The sequence below is a fragment of the Bacillus sp. JJ1521 genome (assembly GCF_036965165.1).
Taxonomy (GTDB): domain Bacteria; phylum Bacillota; class Bacilli; order Bacillales; family Bacillaceae_L; genus Ferdinandcohnia.
Window position 1 is genome coordinate 2,870 of sequence record NZ_JBALOX010000046.1, and the last position, 19,445, is coordinate 22,314.

A 19,445-nucleotide genomic window follows, 5' to 3' on the forward strand; every position below is an offset into this window, starting at 1 on the left:
GACGTTGCCACAGGATGTGGAGTATTTAGTCTTTAATCTTACTGCTCGAAAAATTTCCTTTGAAAAATCGTGGCATCCTCCGGAGGCTTTAACTTTATTCAGTCTGAGTTTGAAACCCTACACAATTTTTATACTTTATACCTTTCATTACATACTAGAAATAGTGGACTTCTACTGAATAAAGTTAGAGTTGTTTTTTCAATACGTTTTGTTGGATATACCAACGATCAACGATACTGTTACGGACCAAGATAAAAACAATTTGTTTTCTTTCCTTCCCTTGATTTTCTCGGTATATTTCAACTTCAACAGGGATTTCCATACTTAATAGTCCCTTTAGATCACTTAACGGCAAATAGGACATATTAGTGATTGAAAATATCGTAATTTGATTTAACGTTTTGTAAAACTTCTTATTATTTGAATTTGGTAGTATTGTTTCTTTTATAATTTTCCGATCTGTTTGATTAATTCCTGTGGCAAATATTTCGATGAGATGATATGGATCAGCGTTGCTAATATACTCATCAAGCTTTCCCCCCGACTTTAATAACATAAGCTTATGAGCGAAATCAGGCTTTTTTGAACTGTGGGTGGTACTTCCTAAGAAGTGAACACAAAAATGACCAGGAAAACCATTTTTTAATGCACCAGCCCCGTGAGGCATTCCATGCATCGAAGCTGCAATCATTTGATCACCATATTTCACAATAATCGCTCTTCGCTTCCAGCTCCATTTCCCACTGTATATTTTTTTCATTATTTTCGTATCATCAATTGTAAGTGGTTGGACATCTGCATGCCTGCTGCCTGCCCTTCTTTGTACACGAAATTGAAGACCTGTTTCAACATCAATGATTGTAAAAAAGGATTTTCTAGGCAGTATCTCATTCACCATCTCCCATGGAACCATTTCTACTTTAAAACTTAATGGGCTGTCTTTTTCATCAAATTCAGTTGTTGCCTCGACGGCAGAATAAAAAGTTAAAAAGATCAAAGAAAATAATAGAAGTAATACCTTTACCATTTTTTACGTACCTCTTTTTTTCATAGCTTTCCATTAAAAGTAAAATTATATTATAAAAAAACTCGACTCATTAAAATTCGAGTCGAGTTTATAGTATCAAAGACGCCTTACCGTCTTTGCGCACAGATTTTTTAGGCCCACAGGAGGTGGGTCACAAAGACGTTGCCACAGGAAGTGGCGTTCTTAGTCTTTGATCCTATGCGAGATACAGTGAAACTTCAATCTGTGGAATCTTTATCCCACAGATTGTTAGTTGAACCAATCAGGCTTTTACTGGCAGTTGCCCTCCATGAGGGCTTAGTGCCAGTTAATGCTGGAAAATTTCCTTTAAAAATCTGTGGCATCCGCCGGAGGCTATTTTAACCTTATTCAGCCTTTTGCTGAATAAGGTTAAAATTTATTGATGAAAGGTTGGCTTATAAAAGCTTCTATTATCTAAGGCAAAGACGCGTTCTGAGAATTCACCTGGCTTCACACGTTCTAATGCGCGATCTAACATGTTCATTTTTGCATCAAGATTATCAATATAATGAAGAATTTCAGCTTCCTTGATCATTGGAGGCTTAGGACTTCCCCATTCTGCCTTTGCATGGTGACTTAGGATAATATGCTGCAATACAGTAACTTCTTCTCCCTCGATACCAAGTTCTTTTGCTGCCTGTCCAATTTCATTTACCATTATGGAAATATGCCCTAATAAATTTCCTTCTATTGTATATGTTGTTGAAATAGGACCGGACAGTTCAGTTACCTTGCCTAAATCATGTAGGATGATTCCTGAGTATAATAAATCTGTGTCGAGCGATGGATAAAGGTGAGCAATTGATTTTGCCAAGTCTAGCATTGAGACAACATGGTAGGCAAGGCCAGACACGAATTCATGGTGATTCTTGGTTGCTGCTGGATATTCATAAAAGGCAGCTTGATGTTTTTTTAATAGATGTCTCGTAATTCTCTGAATATTTGAGTTCTTCATTTCAAATATATATTGTGTAACTTTTGAAGCCATTTCTTCTTGTGGTACTGGTGCAACTTCAAGAAAATCTGAAATTGTAACCCCATCTAAATCTGTAGCAGGGCGGATGTTTCGAATCTTTAACTGGCTGCGACCACGATAGCTATTGATTTCCCCAGCAAGTCTTACTATTTTTTGAGGAGCATAGCTTACTTCATCTTCAGGTGTTGCATCCCAAAGCTTTGCTTCAATTTCCCCGCTTTTATCTTGAAATATTAACGTTAGGAATGGTTTCCCGTTACTCGCAATTCCTTTAGTTGATGATTTAATAAATAAAAATACATCAACCTGCTGTCCAACATCATAATGAACAATGCCCTTTACCATAAAAACTCCCCCTATATATATCAAATGCGCCTTGGCGTATTTGCGCCTGATTTTTTTCGAGCATGCTCGAAAAATTTCCTTTGAAAATCATGGCACCCGCCGGAGGCTTAACTTTATTCAGCCTAGGATTGAACTCCCACTTAAATTGTTACTCATATCGCATTCAACCCACTTCTTAAAAAGTTCTCCTGAATAAAGTTCCATTTTTTATCTAAAAGCTCTTCTATTTCATTCTCATTTTCTATCAAAATTATAGCATACTTTTATCGCTTTCCTTGATTTCTTCTACACCCAATTTGATAGACTCAACTACTCCAAATCCTTCCAAAACATGTTGATGACAAGTAAATAAAAGGATCTGATTGTCCTGTGAAAGCTCTTTGATCAAGAGAATAGCATTCGATAATCGGTAAGAATCAAAATTAACAAAGCTATCATCAATAATAAATGGATAGGATTGATTTGGATGCATCGTGTTAGCGAGTGCAAATCGAAGTGCAATATATAATTGCTCTGAGGTTGCCTGACTAAGTTCATTAGGTTTATAACGAAGTCCATTTTCATCCTCAACAATAAAACCATCTTTTTCATGATCTAAATAGATATTTTTGTATCTTTTATCTGTTAATATCGAAAAATAATGCTCAGCCTTTTCAATAACTTTTGGAAGCCTAAGGTTTCGATATTGATCTACAGTTTTAGATAGAATATCCTTAGCAATAGCTAGTGCTGCCCATTGTTTTGCATGATCTTTTACTATTGATTTACTTGCCACAAAGGAATGAAGAAAATCCGCATAGGTTCCACCATCTTCAAGTTCTTGGACACGATGATTGATAGCAGACAACTGACGTTGCTCCTCTTTTTCAAGTACACGAAGTTGAGTTATTTCGACTGACATTTCTTCAATTTGATTTTCATAATTTGTTTCAACACTGCAGTTGTTTACAAACTCTCCAAACCGGTCGAGCTGGGCATTAAGCAGATTCATTCGTTCCTTAATTTCTTTAGCATGACCATTTGCTTGTCCCTTTGCACGAAACTTTTCTTCGTTTGAAACCTTGGCCATGTCCCATAACATTTGACATTCCTTTTGAAGGTGGTTCATTTCTAATTCGAGCTTCGCTATCTGGTCAGTTGTATCCTTTATTTTCACTTCGACCTGTGAAAGATGTTCATTTTTCTTTTTTTCTTCCTGTAACTGGATTGCAATTTGATCGATTTTGATAGTATCTTGATTCCGTATGTTTAACAGAATTGCAACCCTACTCATTTTAGAATGGAAGTCATTAATCTCTTTTTGTAGTTCATTTTTATGGTCTAAAAGATTTTGTTTTCTTATGGACTTATCACGAATTCCCTCAAGGATTTGAAAGGCATCCATGAATCGTTCATTAGAAACTTGCTGCGGTAGTCCATATATTGTCTTTATGTTTGAAGATTTTTCTTCAATAGAAACGCCGGCTTTTTCCCATTCCTCAAAGCCTGTCAGCACTTTATCATATGCATGTTCATTTTGTTGTATGGTAACATTTTCAAATTCGATTTGATGCCTTACTTGTTGATCACGCAGAAGCCTTGCTGTTATAACCTCATCATCTATATGATTGTAGTTTTTAAACTTTTCTTGAATTACATCCAGCTTCTTCAAAAGACTTTCTCTGTTACTCTTTAGCTCATGAATGATTGAAGAATTCATCAGTGAAATCACCATTTTTCCGATTGGTAGCATAAGAATGGCTAGAACGGATAATATCACACCTGTTACCCATTCATGTGAGATATAAAAATAGACAGAAGAAAGAAGCAACACAAATCCTATTCCATTGAACAAACGAGTAAGCTTACTCTTATTTTCCGTTTCTTTTGTTGTTACTCTTTGGATTTGTTGATTGATTCGTTTTATTTCATCTTCAATTAAGGCTTTTTCTTTTTCTATACTTTCCTTAGCTGTAAATTGCCTTTTCTTTTGTTCAAGGATTTCTCTTTCCTCATTTGATAGTATTTGCTGATTAAGTTCCTTCAGTTTATGTTCACTATTTTCTAACGTAGCCTTTGCTCTCGTAAAGTTATCGTCTAGGAATTGTTTCTGCTGTTTATGCCGTGCTGATTCGGAAACAATTTCTGAAAATAAATCTTTTGCTGCGATACTTAGGTCAAGTTTCTGAACTTCTTCTTCTGTGATTGCTAAATTAAGTCTATTTTTTAGTTGATATGTTTCTTCCTCAAGCTGTTGGAATTCTTTCAAAACTAATTGTAATCGGTTCTGTTTTTCAATAAACAGGCTTTTATTTTCTACCAATTCCAAAATCTGCTTCTCATTCTCGAGATATTGGTTGGATATTTGGATTGAACCTTTTTCTCTGTCCAATTCAAATGATTTTGCTTGTAGCGTTTTTAGTTGTGCTTCATATGGTTTAATTAGTGCCTGAAGTTGTTCGAAACGCTTCAATCCATCCTCTGGGTACGGCTCAAACACAGGTAAACCTTTCAATTGATATTCTAAGGTTTGATATTCTTCTAATAGTGGCTGAATCGATTGTAGTTTTTCGGATTCTTGAATTTTTTCCATTAGGGATTGTTTTCTAGAGTCTAGCTTTATTAATTTTTTTTCAATTCGATCCTGTTCATCTATTAATTCTTCATATTCATTGTTGTTTTCTTGCCACTTTGAAACCTTTGCGTGTTCATCCTTTAGCCGATTCAATTCCGTATTAAGGATAGGATTCTTCCCTTTAGGTTTATATATAATATCCATCTCCTTCGTTAGTTTATTTTGTAATTCAAGCAGGGCATCTGTTCCAACTGTTCCGGCAGAAAATAAGAATCTACCTACATCCTCGCTCTTTAAATTATGTACACCTTGAAGCCCATGGATATTGAAGGAATATACATTTTGGTAAAGGTTTTTATCCATTCCTTGGAAAAGTTCATGAATAAACTCCTCTCCTTTAAAGGTTCCATCCGGTAAATAGATAGATACATCACCGGCCGCTTTTCCAGGCAGTCTTTCAATCATAACGGTTCCGTATTCATCAGTTTGAATTAAAAGCTTTCCACCATATTTTGTTCCTGTTTTCGGAATATAACGTTGTTCATTCTGTTGCTTCGTTGGAAAGCCAAATAAAATGCTGTGAATGAAGGACATAAGTGTCGATTTACCAGCTTCATTTTGACCATAAAAAACTTGAAGATTAAGTGATAGATTTCCAAATTCAATATTTTCTAGCTTTCCATATCCGTAAATCTGAATGCCAATGATTCTCATATCATCACCTCCTATTTGATTGGTACAGTTCCCGTAGGATCAGCTTTTCAGCATCCTGAAGTATTTCTTGTAGTTCTTCGCCCGTAAAAGTGTCAATATACCTGCGGAAGCTTTGGTTGTTCCGTAAAGGAAGTAGTGCCTTATTAAAATCTTGATATGTCTCCATGTTTTCTAACAAATCTCCAATAAAATGAGAGTCCTGCCTTATTTTTTCACGTTCAAAATTTAATTTTGTATGTTGTTTCATTTCCACTACATAAACAAGGTTCTTTTCAGTTATGTCATCGTTTAAAAGGGATAGCAGGTCTTCTTGCATTCCTTTTTCTTGAAGCCCGTCATGGAGTGGTCCTGATCCTGTATATTCAACCGTTAAAAATAAGCTCTGATTTTCTTTACGAATAACTTCTATATGGGAAAACGTCGCATCCACAAGCTGGTCAAAACTAACAATCTCAGAAATATCGATGGTCGTATTCTCCCAAATAAGGTCCGATGTCGGGAAAAATGTATAGTCAGCTCCAGTCTTTGAAAGCTTTACAAGATAGCCGCCTTTTTCACCTGTTTCTTTTTTATGTCTTCCTTGAATATTGCCAGGATATATAATAGGTGGATCCTCGGAGAGAATTTCTCTTGTGTGAATATGCCCAAGAGCCCAGTAATCAAATCCTTTTTGCTGGAGATCTGATAGTAGAAATGGCGCATAGCGGCTATGGTTGCTTTCTCCTTCTCGACTTCCATGTAATATACCTATATGAAATGGTGCGTCTTCCCTTTTTTCATAGGAGGATGTTTTGTTTTCAAGCACGGCCCTCTTTGCATAACTAAAACCGTATAAGTTTGCAATTTTTTCCCCATTTTTAATAAAAGGTATTACCTCGACATTTTCATTTTGAAACACATGGACATTGCTTGGCCATTCAAAATGTGGCCAGTTTCCGCCTAGATTGTCGTGGTTCCCGTGGATGACAAAAGCTTCAATGTCATTCTGCTTTAGTCGTTCCATTTCTTTTCGAAAACGGGACTGTGCGCGAATGCTTCGGTCTTCTCCGTCAAATAAATCACCAGCAATAACTACGAAATCTACCTTTTTTTCAATCGCAATATTGATTAATCTACGCAAGGATGTAAATGTGCTTTCTTGTACACGCTTAAAAACTTCCAACGGCAGGTTTGCTAACCCCGAAAATGGGCTGTCCAAATGCAAATCTGCGATATGTAAAAAAGTAATCGAATTCATCTCAGGCGCCCCCTTTGTTCTATTACTTTTATTCTACCATCACCCTAATGCGAATGCACGTTCTTATTTAATGATTTTTTTTATAAGAAAAACCGTGGGGGTAATCCCCACGGTTCCTCTGGTTCTTATTTATCATTTTTTGTTAGTTGTAGGGCTTTCTTAATGTCTTTGAAGGAGGATGATTTACCATACATTAGGACTCCACCTCGGTAAACTCGAGCACCGAAAATTGCTAATAACGTAATAGTCAGCACTAGTATTCCAATAGATAATGCGATTTCCCACGTTGGTAGTGTAAGCATCCCAACCCGTAGGAACATGATCATTGGTGCAAAAAACGGAATAAATGAGGTAATTGTAATCACAGATGATTCCGGTTTTGTTAGGCCAAACATCGCAATCATAAATGCGGCAACAATTAATAAGGTCATCGGAGTAATCATTTGTTGAACATCTTCAATACGACTTACCAATGAACCTAAAAAGGCAGCAAGTGTTGCGAATAGGAAATAACCTAAAATAAAGAAAACTCCTGCATAAACAAAGGTTGAAACAGGCAGATCGCCAAAGCCAAACACTTCAAAAAATCCGCCTTCCATTCCACTCATGCTTTGTTTTAAGGAAGCATATCCAACACCTAAAATGACTGCAAATTGGGTTAAGCTTAATAGGGCAATACCCAGAATCTTACCAAACATTTGCTTAATCGGGGAAACACTCGAAATGAGAATTTCCATAACACGGGATGATTTTTCAGTCGCAACTTCCATCGCAATCATATTTGCGTACATGATGACTGCAAAATAGATGACAAATAAAAGGACATACACTAAACCACGTGCTTGATTAAGTTCCTCCTCAGATTTTGCATTTTCCTCAAGAGCCTGTTTTTCAAATTGAACAGGTGCATACAGTTCATTAATCTGGTCTGCGGATAATCCCGCTTTTGTTGTCGCAATTGTTACTTTCAATTGCTGAAGAGCCTGTTCAAGCTGCCCAGTAATCTCAGAATCAGTAATAGATGGGGCTTTATATACTCCTTCTGGAAGTCCCTCAGGAGTCTCTGTCAAAATGAGATACCCCGTAATTTCTTCGGCAGTTACTAGTTCTTTTGCTTGTTCTTCCGTTTTGTTCATTTTTTCAATTACAATATCACTAGACATTGCTGTTAAAGTTTGTTCATATGCCTGATAAAGTCCTTCTGACTCAGTTAGGACAGCAACATGACTTGTTTCGTCTTTATCAAATTTTTCAATGATGGTTTGAATGTTTGCAAGACCAAAAATAATGAGTGCCGTTATAAGCGTAGTGATTATAAATGATTTTGTCTTTAATTTACTCACATAAGTGTGAAATAGAATAATCCAAAATTTACTCATAGGAAGCACCTACCTTTTCGATAAAAATATCATTTAAGGACGGTTCTTCTAAGACAAACTTCCGAACAAAACCTTTGCCCGCAATTGAATCGAGGATTTTTTGTGAAATCTCTTCACTTTCGACCTGTAAATGAAGCCCCTCCGCTGTTTCCTTAGACTTTGTTACTCCTGCTAACGTTTTTAAATGACTAATATCAAAATCAGCATGTACAATCACATTTTTCTTTCCAAACGAGCGCTTTATTTCCTTTAATGACCCATGCACAACAGGTTTTCCATGGTGCATGATGCATAAATGCTCACATAACTCCTCAACATGCTCCATACGGTGACTGGAAAACACAATTGAGGTTCCTGCATTTTTTAAATCCACAACCGCGTCTTTTAAAATCTCAACATTTACAGGATCGAGTCCACTGAATGGCTCATCAAGAATCAGAAGCTTAGGCTTATGGATTACAGAAGCAATAAATTGTATTTTTTGCTGGTTACCTTTTGACAATTCCTCAACCTTTTTAGTTGCATATTCAGGTACCTTAAATCGCTCTAACCAGTAATCAATTTGTTTTAAAATATCCTGTTTCTGCATGCCACGTAGTCTTGCTAAATAGACAAGCTGGTCACGCACCTTCATTTTCGGATAAAGACCCCTTTCCTCTGGTAGGTATCCGACCATGTTGCTTGTATTATAATTAATTCTTTTTCCATCCCAACTAATTCGGCCATCACTGATATCTAATAATCCCAGGATCATCCGGAATGTTGTTGTTTTTCCCGCTCCATTCGCACCGAGAAATCCAAACATTTCGCTTTCTGGAATTTCGATTGACAGATTGTCAACGGCAGTAAAGCTACCGAATCGTTTCGTCACATGTTCTAGTTGTAATACCATCTGTTCTCCCCCTTTTCCAGTAGTTTCTACGATTCAGTTAGTAAAAAGTTTCACTTTTTATCATAACATATTTGAAAATGATATTTTGTTGCACGAAATTTACCTATCAACTACACTTTAAATATCAGGAAAAAATGGGGGAATGACAATGAATTATGTGTTAACTGTGTTTGATAAAACGGGAGAAAAATTACTTGAGGAATCATTTGAGGCTGCTACTGAAAAAGAGGCAAAGGAGACAGGGGAAAAGATTCTAAAAGAAAAAAATTATCTCGAAATTACACATCGTTGCACAAGCTCTGCTGGAAAATTAGTGTTGTTTCATCGTTAGTCAGGTAGTCCGTTTGGGGTACCTGATTTCGCAAAAAAATCCTGCTGAAATGATCTGCAGGATTTTCTTTCTTTATTCACCAGTAAAAATTGGCTTTCTTTTTTCTAAAAAGGCTTGAATGCCTTCACGATGGTCCTTTGTATTTCTCATTGCTTGCTGACCTATTTTTTCTAATTCTAGTATTTTTTCAAGCTCTGGCAAGTGCATTTGATTATAGATGGATTTCGTTTGAATCATGGCAAGTATTGGTCTCTTTTTCCACTTTTTCACCTTTTGAATAACCGCCGTTTGCAGTTCTTCCTCCGCAACTTCATCAATTAACCCGATATGCAAAGCTTCCCCAGGTGACAATTGCTTACCTTCCCAAATCACATGCTTTGCTTTTGCTTCACCAAGTCTTTTTTCAAGGAAGAAATGTGCACCTCCATCGGGAATCAGACCAATACGGATGAAATTCATGGCTGTACTAGATAGTCGATCTGCAATAATATAGTCAGCAACTAGCGCTAGGCTTAAACCAAGTCCAGCTGCTGGTCCATGGATTGCACTGATGACTAATTTTGGCAATAGATAAAGTGTTTTCGTTATTTCTGTTATTAGTTCCATGACTGGTTCAAATTCATTATCATCTACCCGGCTCAGCATTGTTTTTATGTCTCCGCCAGCGGAAAAACCAGTTCCACTTCCTGCCAATACAAGGATATCCACGTTATCATTGGCAGCTACTTCTTTTAAACTATGTAATATTTGATTTAACATGTCAACATCCATTGCATTTAGTGACTTAGGGCGATTTAGAGTAAGATACGCTACTCGATCATCCATATGAAGTAACACTTTTTCTACTTGTTCAGTTGCCATTATTAAGCCCCCTTATATGATGTTACTGGTATTATACTATTATATCAATTTAAATGAAAGCGTTTCCTGCAGTCAAGGCCACCCAAAGTTTTTTGGATGGCCTTAAGATTATTTCACCTTGGACAAATGATCTTGTAATTGATCACGAAGTGCTCTCTTTAGGAATTTCCCTACGGATGTTTTCGGAATTTCATCCATGAAAATGATATCGTCTGGCAACCACCATTTTGCAAATAGTGGCTTAAGAAACTCGTACAGTTCTTCCTTTGTAGTTTGCTCCTTTGCAGCATCTTTTAGCACAACACATGCAACAGGTCGTTCCTGCCATCTTTCATGTGGGACTGCGATAACGGTTGCTTCAAATACGGCATCATGAGCCATGAGTGCATTTTCAATATCGACAGAGGAAATCCATTCCCCACCGCTCTTGATCAAGTCTTTCGTTCTGTCGACTATTTTCACGACTCCTTCTTCATCAACGGTTACAACATCGCCAGTATGGAGCCATCCATCACGGAACGCTTCGTTCGTTCTCTCATCCCTGTAATACTCGTCAGCAATCCAATTCCCTCTTAATAAAAGCTCTCCCATTTCTTTTCCATCATTGGCAACCTCACCATTTGCTCCAACGACCTTCATTTCAACTAAAGGTACAAGAGAGCCTTGTTTTGAACGAATTTCTAATTTCTCTTCTTCGGAAAGGTCATTTTGATAGCTTTTTAGACGAGATAAAACAACTAGAGGTGTTGTCTCTGTCATTCCATATGCATGGATAAATGGAATTTTATATTTTGATTCGAAAGCTTTAATCAACCCTTTTGGAGCTGCCGACCCGCCACATAAAATGCGTGTTAAACTGCCTGTATCGTAATTGCCTTGTTCTAATTCATTAAGCAGGCCAAGCCAGATTGTTGGTACACCTGCTGTCATTGTTACCTTCTCGGATTCTATTAATTCAGCTAAAATCTTTGGCGTAAAATAGGGTCCTGGCATAACTTGGGTTGTTCCAAACCAAGTGGCAGCAAACGGCAAGCCCCAGGCATTTACATGGAACATCGGAACGACCGGCATGGCAATATCATTTTCCATTAATCCAGCGCTATCAGCAAGTCCGAGTGCCATGCTATGCAACACAACTCCACGGTTAGAATAGACAACCCCTTTTGGATTTCCTGTTGTTGCCGATGTATAACACATTCCCATCGGATCATTTTCATCTAAATCTTTCTTAAATTCAAATGCAGGATTTCCTTCCCTTACGATTTTTTCATAATGATATAGGGGTTCTAAGTTTGACTTGGGCAATTCATCTTTATCCGTCATGATGACATAGGCTTCAACTGTTTTTAACTGTCCCTTTACTTTTTCTAATAATGGAAGCAGGTCTTCATCAAAAATCAATACCTTATCCTCAGCATGATTGATGATATAGGTAATATGCGCAGGTGTCAGGCGAATATTAATTGTATGCAGGATTGCTCCAATTCCAGGTATCGCAAAATATGCTTCAAGATGACGATGATGATTCCATGCTAGTGTCCCAACACGGTCTCCTTTCGTCACACCTATTTTTTCGAGGGCACTCGATAATCTTCGTGTTCGCTCACCTATTTCCTTATACGTATGTGTGACAATTCCTGTTGAGGTTCTCGAGACAACCGTTTTCTTTGGAAAATACCTTTCCGCTCGCTCAAGCATTGAAGAAACTAGCAATGGTACATTCATCATAATCAATTCCCCCAATTTCATTTATATAATGGTTGAACCCTTATAGCCCCATATTTTTCACAATGATTGTTTTCATAATTTCATTTGTACCTGCATAAATGGCCGATACTGGTGTGTCTCGATACCTTCTAGCAATCTCGTATTCCTCCATATATCCATAACCACCATGTAGATGCATGCATTCAGCTGCTACCTTTTTGGCCATGTCGGTTAACCACCATTTTGCCATTGAAACCTTTGTCACCACATCCTTTCCAGCAATATGTTGTTCAATTAAATCATCTAAAAATGTTCTGCCGATCTCGATTTCAGTCGCCATTTCGGCAAGTCTAAATTGGACATGTTGAAACTTACTTATTGATTTTCCAAAAGCCTCACGCTCTTTCACATATTTCAACGTTAGCTCTAACATTGTCTCAGCTGCGATTTGAGCGGAGATTGCTACAATAAGCCGTTCTTGCTGAAGCTGCTGCATCAAATAATAAAAGCCCTTACCTTCTATTCCAATAAGATTTTCGGCAGGAACTTTTGCATCTTCAAAAATTAGTTCCGCTGTATCTTGAGCATGGAGCCCTACCTTATCTAGCTTCCTTCCCCTAGAAAAACCAGGAGTATCTCTTTCAATTACTAACAAACTAATTCCCTTATGCTTTGCTTTTGGCTCTGTTTTACACACTACAACGACTAAATCCGCGTGGATGCCATTTGTTATAAATGTTTTCTGACCATTAACAATGTAATAGTCACCATCCTTAACAGCGGTTGTTTTAATCCCCGCTAAATCAGAACCAGCACCTGGCTCTGTCATCGCAATCGCTGTAATAATTTCACCTGAGATACATTTAGAGAGCCATTTTTGTTTTTGGACATCTGTTCCATATTCGTTTAAATAAGGAACAACGATATCACTATGAAGGCCGATTCCAATCATGCTTGCACCAACTCGTTCAAGTTCTTCATTAATGACGACTGAGTAGGCAAAATCAGCGTTATAACCTCCATACTTTTCATCAACCCATGGGCAAAGGAAGCCATTCTCTCCCATTTNNGAATCATCCTGTATTTTTCCCAATCGTTATAAAAGGGGTAGGCTTCTTTTTCAAGGAACTTTCGAAAAGCATCACGAAAAATTCGATGCTCATCTTGTAAATAACGTGCTGTCATCGTCATCCCTCCCGTTGTTAGGATTCGCTACTTTAAATATATGTGTGATGATGAGTAAGTATTATGTAGAAAATATGAATAGCTTTGTCTGATAGAGGTATTCAAGTAAGCGTTTACACGTGTAGAATTGAAGTTTGTTAATCTTTATGAAGTCCATCACTTGAATAATTCCTCATTTAGAAGAAAAATCCTCTATTTTTCCCAAAAAAGGGGCATAGTTTCCTATACCCCTTTTGCAACTCCGAATAGTTCGTTTAATATATCGATTTTTTTATTCGTATAATCCATAAAATTGTCATTGTAGGATTTTGGATCCTTCGGGTTTGCAAACTGAATAATTTTTCCTGTTACTGGATCAACAAATTTACTAGCTGCTCCACATCCTAGTCCAATAATCGTTTGCATTTCTTCCATAATCATAATATTGTAGATGCTCTCTTGACCAGGAAGCGAATAACCAACATTTTCTAGGTTACCAAGGATGTTTTTCATGCGATATAAATAGTAAGGTACATAGCCATGTGCCTTCGTCCAAGCTGAAGCGTTGTTCATCATGTCGGTAATTTCTTCACGACCCGCTACCTTATATTTTTCCTTGTTACGTGTCATCTCAGATGCACGCTTAAATGATAGAGTATGAACGGTTAATGATTCAGGCATCAGTTTTTCAGTCTCAGAAAGTGTATAGTTGAACTCTTCCACTCCTTCACCTGGTAGGCCGATAATTAAGTCCATATTGATGTTGTTCATTCCCATATGGCGTGCTAAATGGAATTTCTCTATCGTGTCCTCCACAGTGTGATGACGGCCGATTGCTTTTAATGTTTCCTGAATATAAGACTGTGGATTAATACTGATTCTATCAATATTCCACTTTTTAAGAACATCAAGTTTTTCAGGTGTAATCGTGTCAGGTCTTCCCGCTTCAACAGTGATTTCTCGGATATTTTGCACATCAGGGAAGGACTGATACATTTCTTCATACAGCATGTCCATCTCTTCAGCTGTAATACTTGTAGGGGTTCCACCACCATAATAGACGGTGGTTATTTTTATATTGTTCTCTTTTAACCAACGCCCCATCTCGCGCATTTCGTAATGAAGTCCGCCAAGGAAGGAATCGACTGAGCCTTGCCTTCCATTGATTGCATATGCTGGGAATGTACAATAGGCACATTTCGTCGGGCAGAAAGGAATCCCAATATAGATACTCACTTCATTTTGAAGTTGATATAAATCTGGCACCATTGTAAGCTGACGGTCAACAATTTGGCGCATTAAATCCAGTTTTTCATCGGAAATTAAATAATCTTCTTTTAATTGTTTATGTGCTATTTCAGGAGAAATGCCCATTTGATTTTTTTTGTGTAAAAGCTTTGTGGGTCGGATACCAGTAAGCATTCCCCATGGTTGAATTATACCTGTGTAGTCTTGTAGTACCATCACGTACACGTGAGAGACTGCATTTTTAATCCCTTTAAATAGCTCTTTTTCATTCTCAAATGGTTGAAAATCTTTACTATAGCTTCCCTCGAATTCATTGCCCGACTTCATATCAGTCAGCTTTGCATATGTGGAAATGAGAGGATTGTTATATTCATATTGAAAGTCTACTATAAGTTCTGGATTTTCTAGATTTGTAATTGAAAGTTCACTTTCTTCGTAAAATAGATTCGTGATGAGCTGTAATGGTCGAATAAACCGGTCATCCTCGAGTCCTTTGAACAAAATACGCATGATTTTCTCACCTTTTCAAAAAATTAGCTTATATAAGTGTACAGAATGTAGGTTTTTTAAGCAATATGAGAGTTTTCCCAATCAAATACGCCAAGGCGTATTTGTGCCCAGATTTTATGCCCACAGGATGTGGCGTTTTTAGTCTTTGATCTTACTGCTCGAAAAATTACCTTTGAAAAATTGTGGCATCAGCCGGAGGCTTTAGGCCAACACGAGGTTGGTCACTCAGACGTTGCCACAGGATGTGGCGTTCTTAGTCTGGGTTCCATAATTTCATTCGGGGTTTGAACCCCGAATGAATAAAGTTAAAAACCCCCACAAACTGTGGAGGTATAATTCATTTTTATTTTTCAATTTTGATTTGTTTTAAAAAATCAATTCTCTGCTGCTTTCGGAAATGCTCCTTAATCATATAGGAGACGCCATTCAGATTGTTGGAACGAGTTACCCAGTCTGCCGCAAATTTAACTTCCTTCGGGGCATTCCACATCGCAACTCCTAGCCCAACGGATTGGATCATATCAATATCATCGGCTGAGTCACCGATGACCACTGTTTCATGTAATGGGATATTTAAATGATTAGCTAATGTTTTTAACCCATTAAGCTTAGAAACTCCTAATGGTGTGATTTCTAACTTATGTGGTTCCGTTATATCGACTTCGATGTCCTGGAAGTGCTCATTCATCGTTTCCTTAATCGTTACCAGTTCATCTTTACTTTGTGAATACACCTCAATTTTGGGTGGTGAAACAGGATTGTCGGTTAAATGGTCACCTAGTGAATCGACAAATTGCATTGGATAAAAGAGTGGGTCGCCTGAACCAAACATCGCTTTTGCGATAAGATTGCCGGGGAACCTCATCCGATTACCGATTGAAAACTTTTCATGCTGAAGGCGAATACTACATTTAAAGTTTTCTAATACCTGGACAATGTTAAATGTTTTCTCTTCAGATATTCGTTTTACATAAATAGGATCATTTAGATCTTCGCCGATGAATCCACCATTATGCGTAATTAACAATGAGTCTAGCTTTAATGCCTTAGCTATTTTTTTTGTCGATGGGAAGTGACGCCTTGTTACGAGAGTCACATAAACTTCCTTTGCTCTGACATAATCAATAGCTTCTTTTGTTCCACTTTGAAGCCGACCATTTGGGCGCAGTAATGTTCCATCAACATTTATTGCTAGTAGCCTATACATATGCAGGTCCTCCTTCTCGATGTTGAGTGTCCCTTTACATATGGTTATGAAAAAATAAAATGGAATAGAACTTTTGGTTTCCCTCAGAAACAAAAAGAACCCCCGCCGATTCGCGTAGGGTTCAAATAATCCTTATTGTTGGTCCATACTGCCATATAATTCTTCAAGTGGCTTAAGCATGATTTGATTAAGTTCACCGATAACAACGCTCATACGTTGCTCTGCTTCCATAAGCCTTGCAATTGTTGGATGCTGTTGAACAAGTGCTACTTGTCTTTGAGCCTGCTCTACTTCTTCTTGTGAAATATCTTCACCCATCATTTGTTTTTGTTGAAGGGATAATTGAATGTTTCGGAAGCTTTCAAATAATTTTTTCGCTCCTGGATCATTGTTGACTTGGCCATATAGTTGCTTTAATTGTTTATACTCATCACTCTCACGAATCGCCTTTTCAACACCATACGCAACATCATATAAATTTACACCCATTTTACCTACCTCCTTTTCCAGATTTTATTCGAGCAAAATGGTTCTTTACCACTATAACAAACATTTCCACTCAATTCATGTGTATTAAAAAAATTGTGCAATAATTCCTTGAAAAATCCCGATGATCCCACCGAGCAATGCTCCTAGATACGTAATCATCTTGAATTCGCGTTTGGAGATGCCTAGCACCATCTCCTCCAAGCGCTCCACAGAAAATGTGCCAACCTGGTCTTTTACAATTTCCTCCAGCTTGAGGCTTTTCATCATTTTTTCCAAGTGGTTTGCTACTAATTCGCCTGCCATTTCAATTCCTTTAGGAACAAAATCTTCAAGGATTTTCTCTTTATATGGTAGTAAAACCACATTTGCAGGAGTTGCAAGATATTTCTTAACAGGAAAGATGTGTAAAGTCTGTTCCTTTAGGAAGGTAAGAATTTTTTCTGAACCTATCTGTTCAACAATTCTATTAACCTCTCCGGATTTTACCTTATTCCACTCTTTTTCAATTAAAGAATGTAAAAGTTCCTTTGTTCCCGGATTTCTTAGAAATTTTACGATTTCAGGTTGAATTTTATCCATCAAGCTTGTGTTCCCTAAAAACATCTGAACCATATTCCCTAGCATGCCTCGGGTCGCCAAGAATTCGTCAACCATTCGTTTTAAACGAAGTTTCCCTTCCCCGCTTTCGAAATACTCAACACCTTTTTCTACAATGTAATCTGCAACGTCAGGAATTTTCATTTCAACCTTTGACAGAATCCCCTCAGGAATGAGATGCCCGATTTCTTTCTTTCCCATTTCATCTAAAATACTTGCATATTTCTTTTCAATTAAACTAATTAATTTTTCCTCTGCTACTTCATCAAGATTATGTATCCCTACATGTTCCGCAAGCTCGTTGAAATTTTTTTCGGTATCAAGTAGTTTGGCTACCTCTTCTTTCGCCCAGCCTTCGATTGTTCTGACAAAACTTTCATCCCGCAGTTTTTGCTTTAGGCTTTCAGGCGTTAATAGATGTTCTACTACGGTTCTTCCCATCTGAAATGCCAGTTCGTCCCTTCGTTTCGGAATTAATCCTGGAGTAAATGGGAGTCGCTTTCCAGCGATATAGATGGCCTTATATGGCCTAAATAGCATTTTAATTGCCAGATGGTTCGTTACTCCCCCAATGATAGCCCCAACCACCATCATAAATAGAATCATTAAAAATAAATTCATACAATCACCCTTTAAAAATGAACTTTAACTAAGTAACAGTTTTTACTTATTTTTCATACGATACGATATGAGGCATTCGCCTATTTAAATGACTAATTAGCTTACCTGTTTAAATTACCACCTTATTAATTATAGTGTTTCAACGTCAAGTTACGCAAATGGGGTTATCATGATGACAGAAAAAATTCTTATCGAGGTGATTCCTGTTTCCAACGCGCAGGTTTCCCCTTTGCAGATACAAATGAGTGACATCATCTTCAAAGAGTTTGGCTTACAAAACCAACAGAAAATTGAATTATCCTGCAGCAGGAATAGTGTTATCGTCGAAATCGTATCTATTAATGAGAGCGATCCCGTGATTCAATGTAATGATTTCATCTTAAAGGAATTACAGCTTCCTGCTGAGAATTTTTCAATTACTCTTTTCAGAAAGTCAAATCATACACTTGAAATCGGTCCAGTCGTGGGAATTTTAACAGAGGTAAATGAAAAAAACAATCAAATCCTACTTGGTTCAATCGAGGAATTTTGTGAAGAAATCTCTTTGTATGCAAATGAAGTCGGTGTATTTTTTTATGTATTCTCTTTAAATACATTTTATAACCATAATGGATATATCTTTATAGATGGATCGTGGAAAAAGTCAGCTGTTCCGTACCCTCAGGTTATCCACAATCGGATTCATTCGCGCAAACGGGAACAATCCAGGAAGTTTACCGACTTTACTAATGAATTACAGATGAACAATGTTCCCTATTTTAATGATCATTTTTTAAATAAATGGGAAGTACATGAAATCTTGAAGGAGCAGGAGCATCTCCATTCATATCTCCCTGATACCGAGCTGTTAACGGGTAAGGATGTTCTCTATGAAATGCTCGAGAAATATGGATGTGTTTTTGTAAAACCAGTCCATGGCAGTCAAGGAAGAAATATTTTTCGAATTCATAAAACGGAGGAAGAAAAATATTTATTGGATTATACAACCTTCTCAGGTGAGATTGAGACCGTCCATCATAGTTTCACTTCCCTATTTCAATCCTTATTCTCAAGGCTAAAACAACATACATTTATTGTTCAGCAATGTATTTCACTTCTACTATATAAAGAAAAACCATTGGATTTTCGCGTGTTATGTCAAAAACAAACCAGTGAAGCATGGCAGCTAACCTCAATTATTGCACGAGTCTCGTCAAAGGATCAATTTGTTTCGAACCTTGCAAGAGGTGGAGAAATGCAAAAGGTCCATAAAGTCCTTTTAGAAAACTTTGATGGTAAGCAAATACCTCATATTAAAAGGTTAATGAAAGAGATAGCACTCGAGGTTGCCGCGATTATCGAGGGAACCGACGATGGAATATTTGCAGAGTTGGGAATCGATTTAGCGCTTGATGTAAACGGTAAACCCACCATAATTGAGGTCAACACAAAACCTTCGAAAAACCAGGAACAGGATCGATTATCAACCAGAATCCGTCCAAGTGCAAAAGCGATTTTACAGCATTGTGTCTTTCTATCCAACCTTGATTAAAAAACGATAGTTAAGAAAGGAGAGGGTCTTATGA

The 19,445-nt window shown here is 37.4% G+C and carries 14 protein-coding genes and 1 pseudogene; 2 read left to right on the top strand and 13 right to left on the bottom strand.

What is annotated here, in order from left to right; genetic code table 11:
• Nucleotides 1–184: 184 nt before the first annotated feature.
• From V7147_RS07940 to V7147_RS07965, 6 genes are all read right to left on the bottom strand, one after another.
• A complete protein-coding gene (locus V7147_RS07940; RefSeq protein ID WP_335367310.1) occupies nucleotides 185–1,027 on the bottom strand; it encodes a hypothetical protein in 843 nt (280 codons plus the stop codon).
• 397 nt (nucleotides 1,028–1,424) lie between these two features.
• The gene (yhaM, locus tag V7147_RS07945; protein WP_335367311.1) at nucleotides 1,425–2,369 is read right to left on the bottom strand and encodes a 3'-5' exoribonuclease YhaM; all 945 of its coding nucleotides are present in this window, start codon (nucleotides 2,367–2,369) and stop codon (nucleotides 1,425–1,427) included.
• Nucleotides 2,370–2,619: 250 nt separating this feature from the next.
• A complete protein-coding gene (locus V7147_RS07950; RefSeq protein ID WP_335367312.1) occupies nucleotides 2,620–5,637 on the bottom strand; it encodes an ATP-binding protein in 3,018 nt (1,005 codons plus the stop codon).
• Nucleotides 5,638–5,641: 4 nt separating this feature from the next.
• Nucleotides 5,642–6,874, bottom strand: coding sequence for a metallophosphoesterase family protein (locus V7147_RS07955; RefSeq protein ID WP_335367313.1), 1,233 nt, complete (start codon nucleotides 6,872–6,874; stop codon nucleotides 5,642–5,644).
• Between the two features lie 125 nt (nucleotides 6,875–6,999).
• A complete protein-coding gene (locus V7147_RS07960) occupies nucleotides 7,000–8,253 on the bottom strand; it encodes an ABC transporter permease (protein WP_335367314.1) in 1,254 nt (417 codons plus the stop codon).
• Nucleotides 8,246–9,145 (bottom strand): ABC transporter ATP-binding protein, encoded by a 900-nt coding sequence (locus V7147_RS07965; RefSeq protein ID WP_335367315.1) that lies wholly within the window; start codon nucleotides 9,143–9,145, stop codon nucleotides 8,246–8,248. The genes V7147_RS07960 and V7147_RS07965 overlap by 8 nt, the downstream gene beginning before the upstream one ends.
• Before the next feature lie 148 nt (nucleotides 9,146–9,293).
• Between V7147_RS07965 and V7147_RS07970 the strand changes: the two genes are divergently transcribed.
• A complete protein-coding gene (locus tag V7147_RS07970; protein ID WP_335367316.1) occupies nucleotides 9,294–9,476 on the top strand; it encodes a YhzD family protein in 183 nt (60 codons plus the stop codon).
• 72 nt (nucleotides 9,477–9,548) lie between these two features.
• On the opposite strand, the gene V7147_RS07975 is transcribed toward V7147_RS07970, so the two are convergent.
• The 7 genes and pseudogenes from V7147_RS07975 to V7147_RS08005 all read right to left on the bottom strand — a co-directional run bounded on the left by V7147_RS07975 (nucleotide 9,549) and on the right by V7147_RS08005 (nucleotide 17,880).
• Complete coding sequence (locus V7147_RS07975) at nucleotides 9,549–10,340, bottom strand: enoyl-CoA hydratase (protein WP_438824568.1); 792 nt, start codon at nucleotides 10,338–10,340, stop codon at nucleotides 9,549–9,551.
• Between the two features lie 105 nt (nucleotides 10,341–10,445).
• A complete protein-coding gene (locus tag V7147_RS07980; RefSeq protein ID WP_335367318.1) occupies nucleotides 10,446–12,065 on the bottom strand; it encodes a long-chain fatty acid--CoA ligase in 1,620 nt (539 codons plus the stop codon).
• Between the two features lie 40 nt (nucleotides 12,066–12,105).
• Nucleotides 12,106–13,229: pseudogene (locus tag V7147_RS07985) on the bottom strand (acyl-CoA dehydrogenase family protein).
• Nucleotides 13,230–13,451: 222 nt separating this feature from the next.
• Nucleotides 13,452–14,966, bottom strand: a complete 1,515-nt coding sequence (locus V7147_RS07990; RefSeq protein WP_335367319.1) for a coproporphyrinogen III oxidase — start codon at nucleotides 14,964–14,966, stop codon at nucleotides 13,452–13,454.
• Nucleotides 14,967–15,309: 343 nt separating this feature from the next.
• Nucleotides 15,310–16,173 (bottom strand): Cof-type HAD-IIB family hydrolase, encoded by an 864-nt coding sequence (locus V7147_RS07995; protein ID WP_335367320.1) that lies wholly within the window; start codon nucleotides 16,171–16,173, stop codon nucleotides 15,310–15,312.
• Nucleotides 16,174–16,305: 132 nt separating this feature from the next.
• Nucleotides 16,306–16,662 carry a YlbF family regulator gene (locus tag V7147_RS08000; RefSeq protein WP_335367321.1) on the bottom strand — a complete coding sequence of 119 codons (357 nt, stop codon included), beginning with the start codon at nucleotides 16,660–16,662 and terminating at the stop codon, nucleotides 16,306–16,308.
• Between the two features lie 84 nt (nucleotides 16,663–16,746).
• Nucleotides 16,747–17,880, bottom strand: coding sequence for a DUF445 domain-containing protein (locus tag V7147_RS08005; protein ID WP_335367322.1), 1,134 nt, complete (start codon nucleotides 17,878–17,880; stop codon nucleotides 16,747–16,749).
• Nucleotides 17,881–18,052: 172 nt separating this feature from the next.
• On the opposite strand from V7147_RS08005, the gene V7147_RS08010 reads away from it, so the two are divergent.
• The gene (locus V7147_RS08010) at nucleotides 18,053–19,411 is read left to right on the top strand and encodes a YheC/YheD family endospore coat-associated protein (RefSeq protein ID WP_335367323.1); all 1,359 of its coding nucleotides are present in this window, start codon (nucleotides 18,053–18,055) and stop codon (nucleotides 19,409–19,411) included.
• The last annotated feature ends 34 nt before the right edge of the window (nucleotides 19,412–19,445 follow it).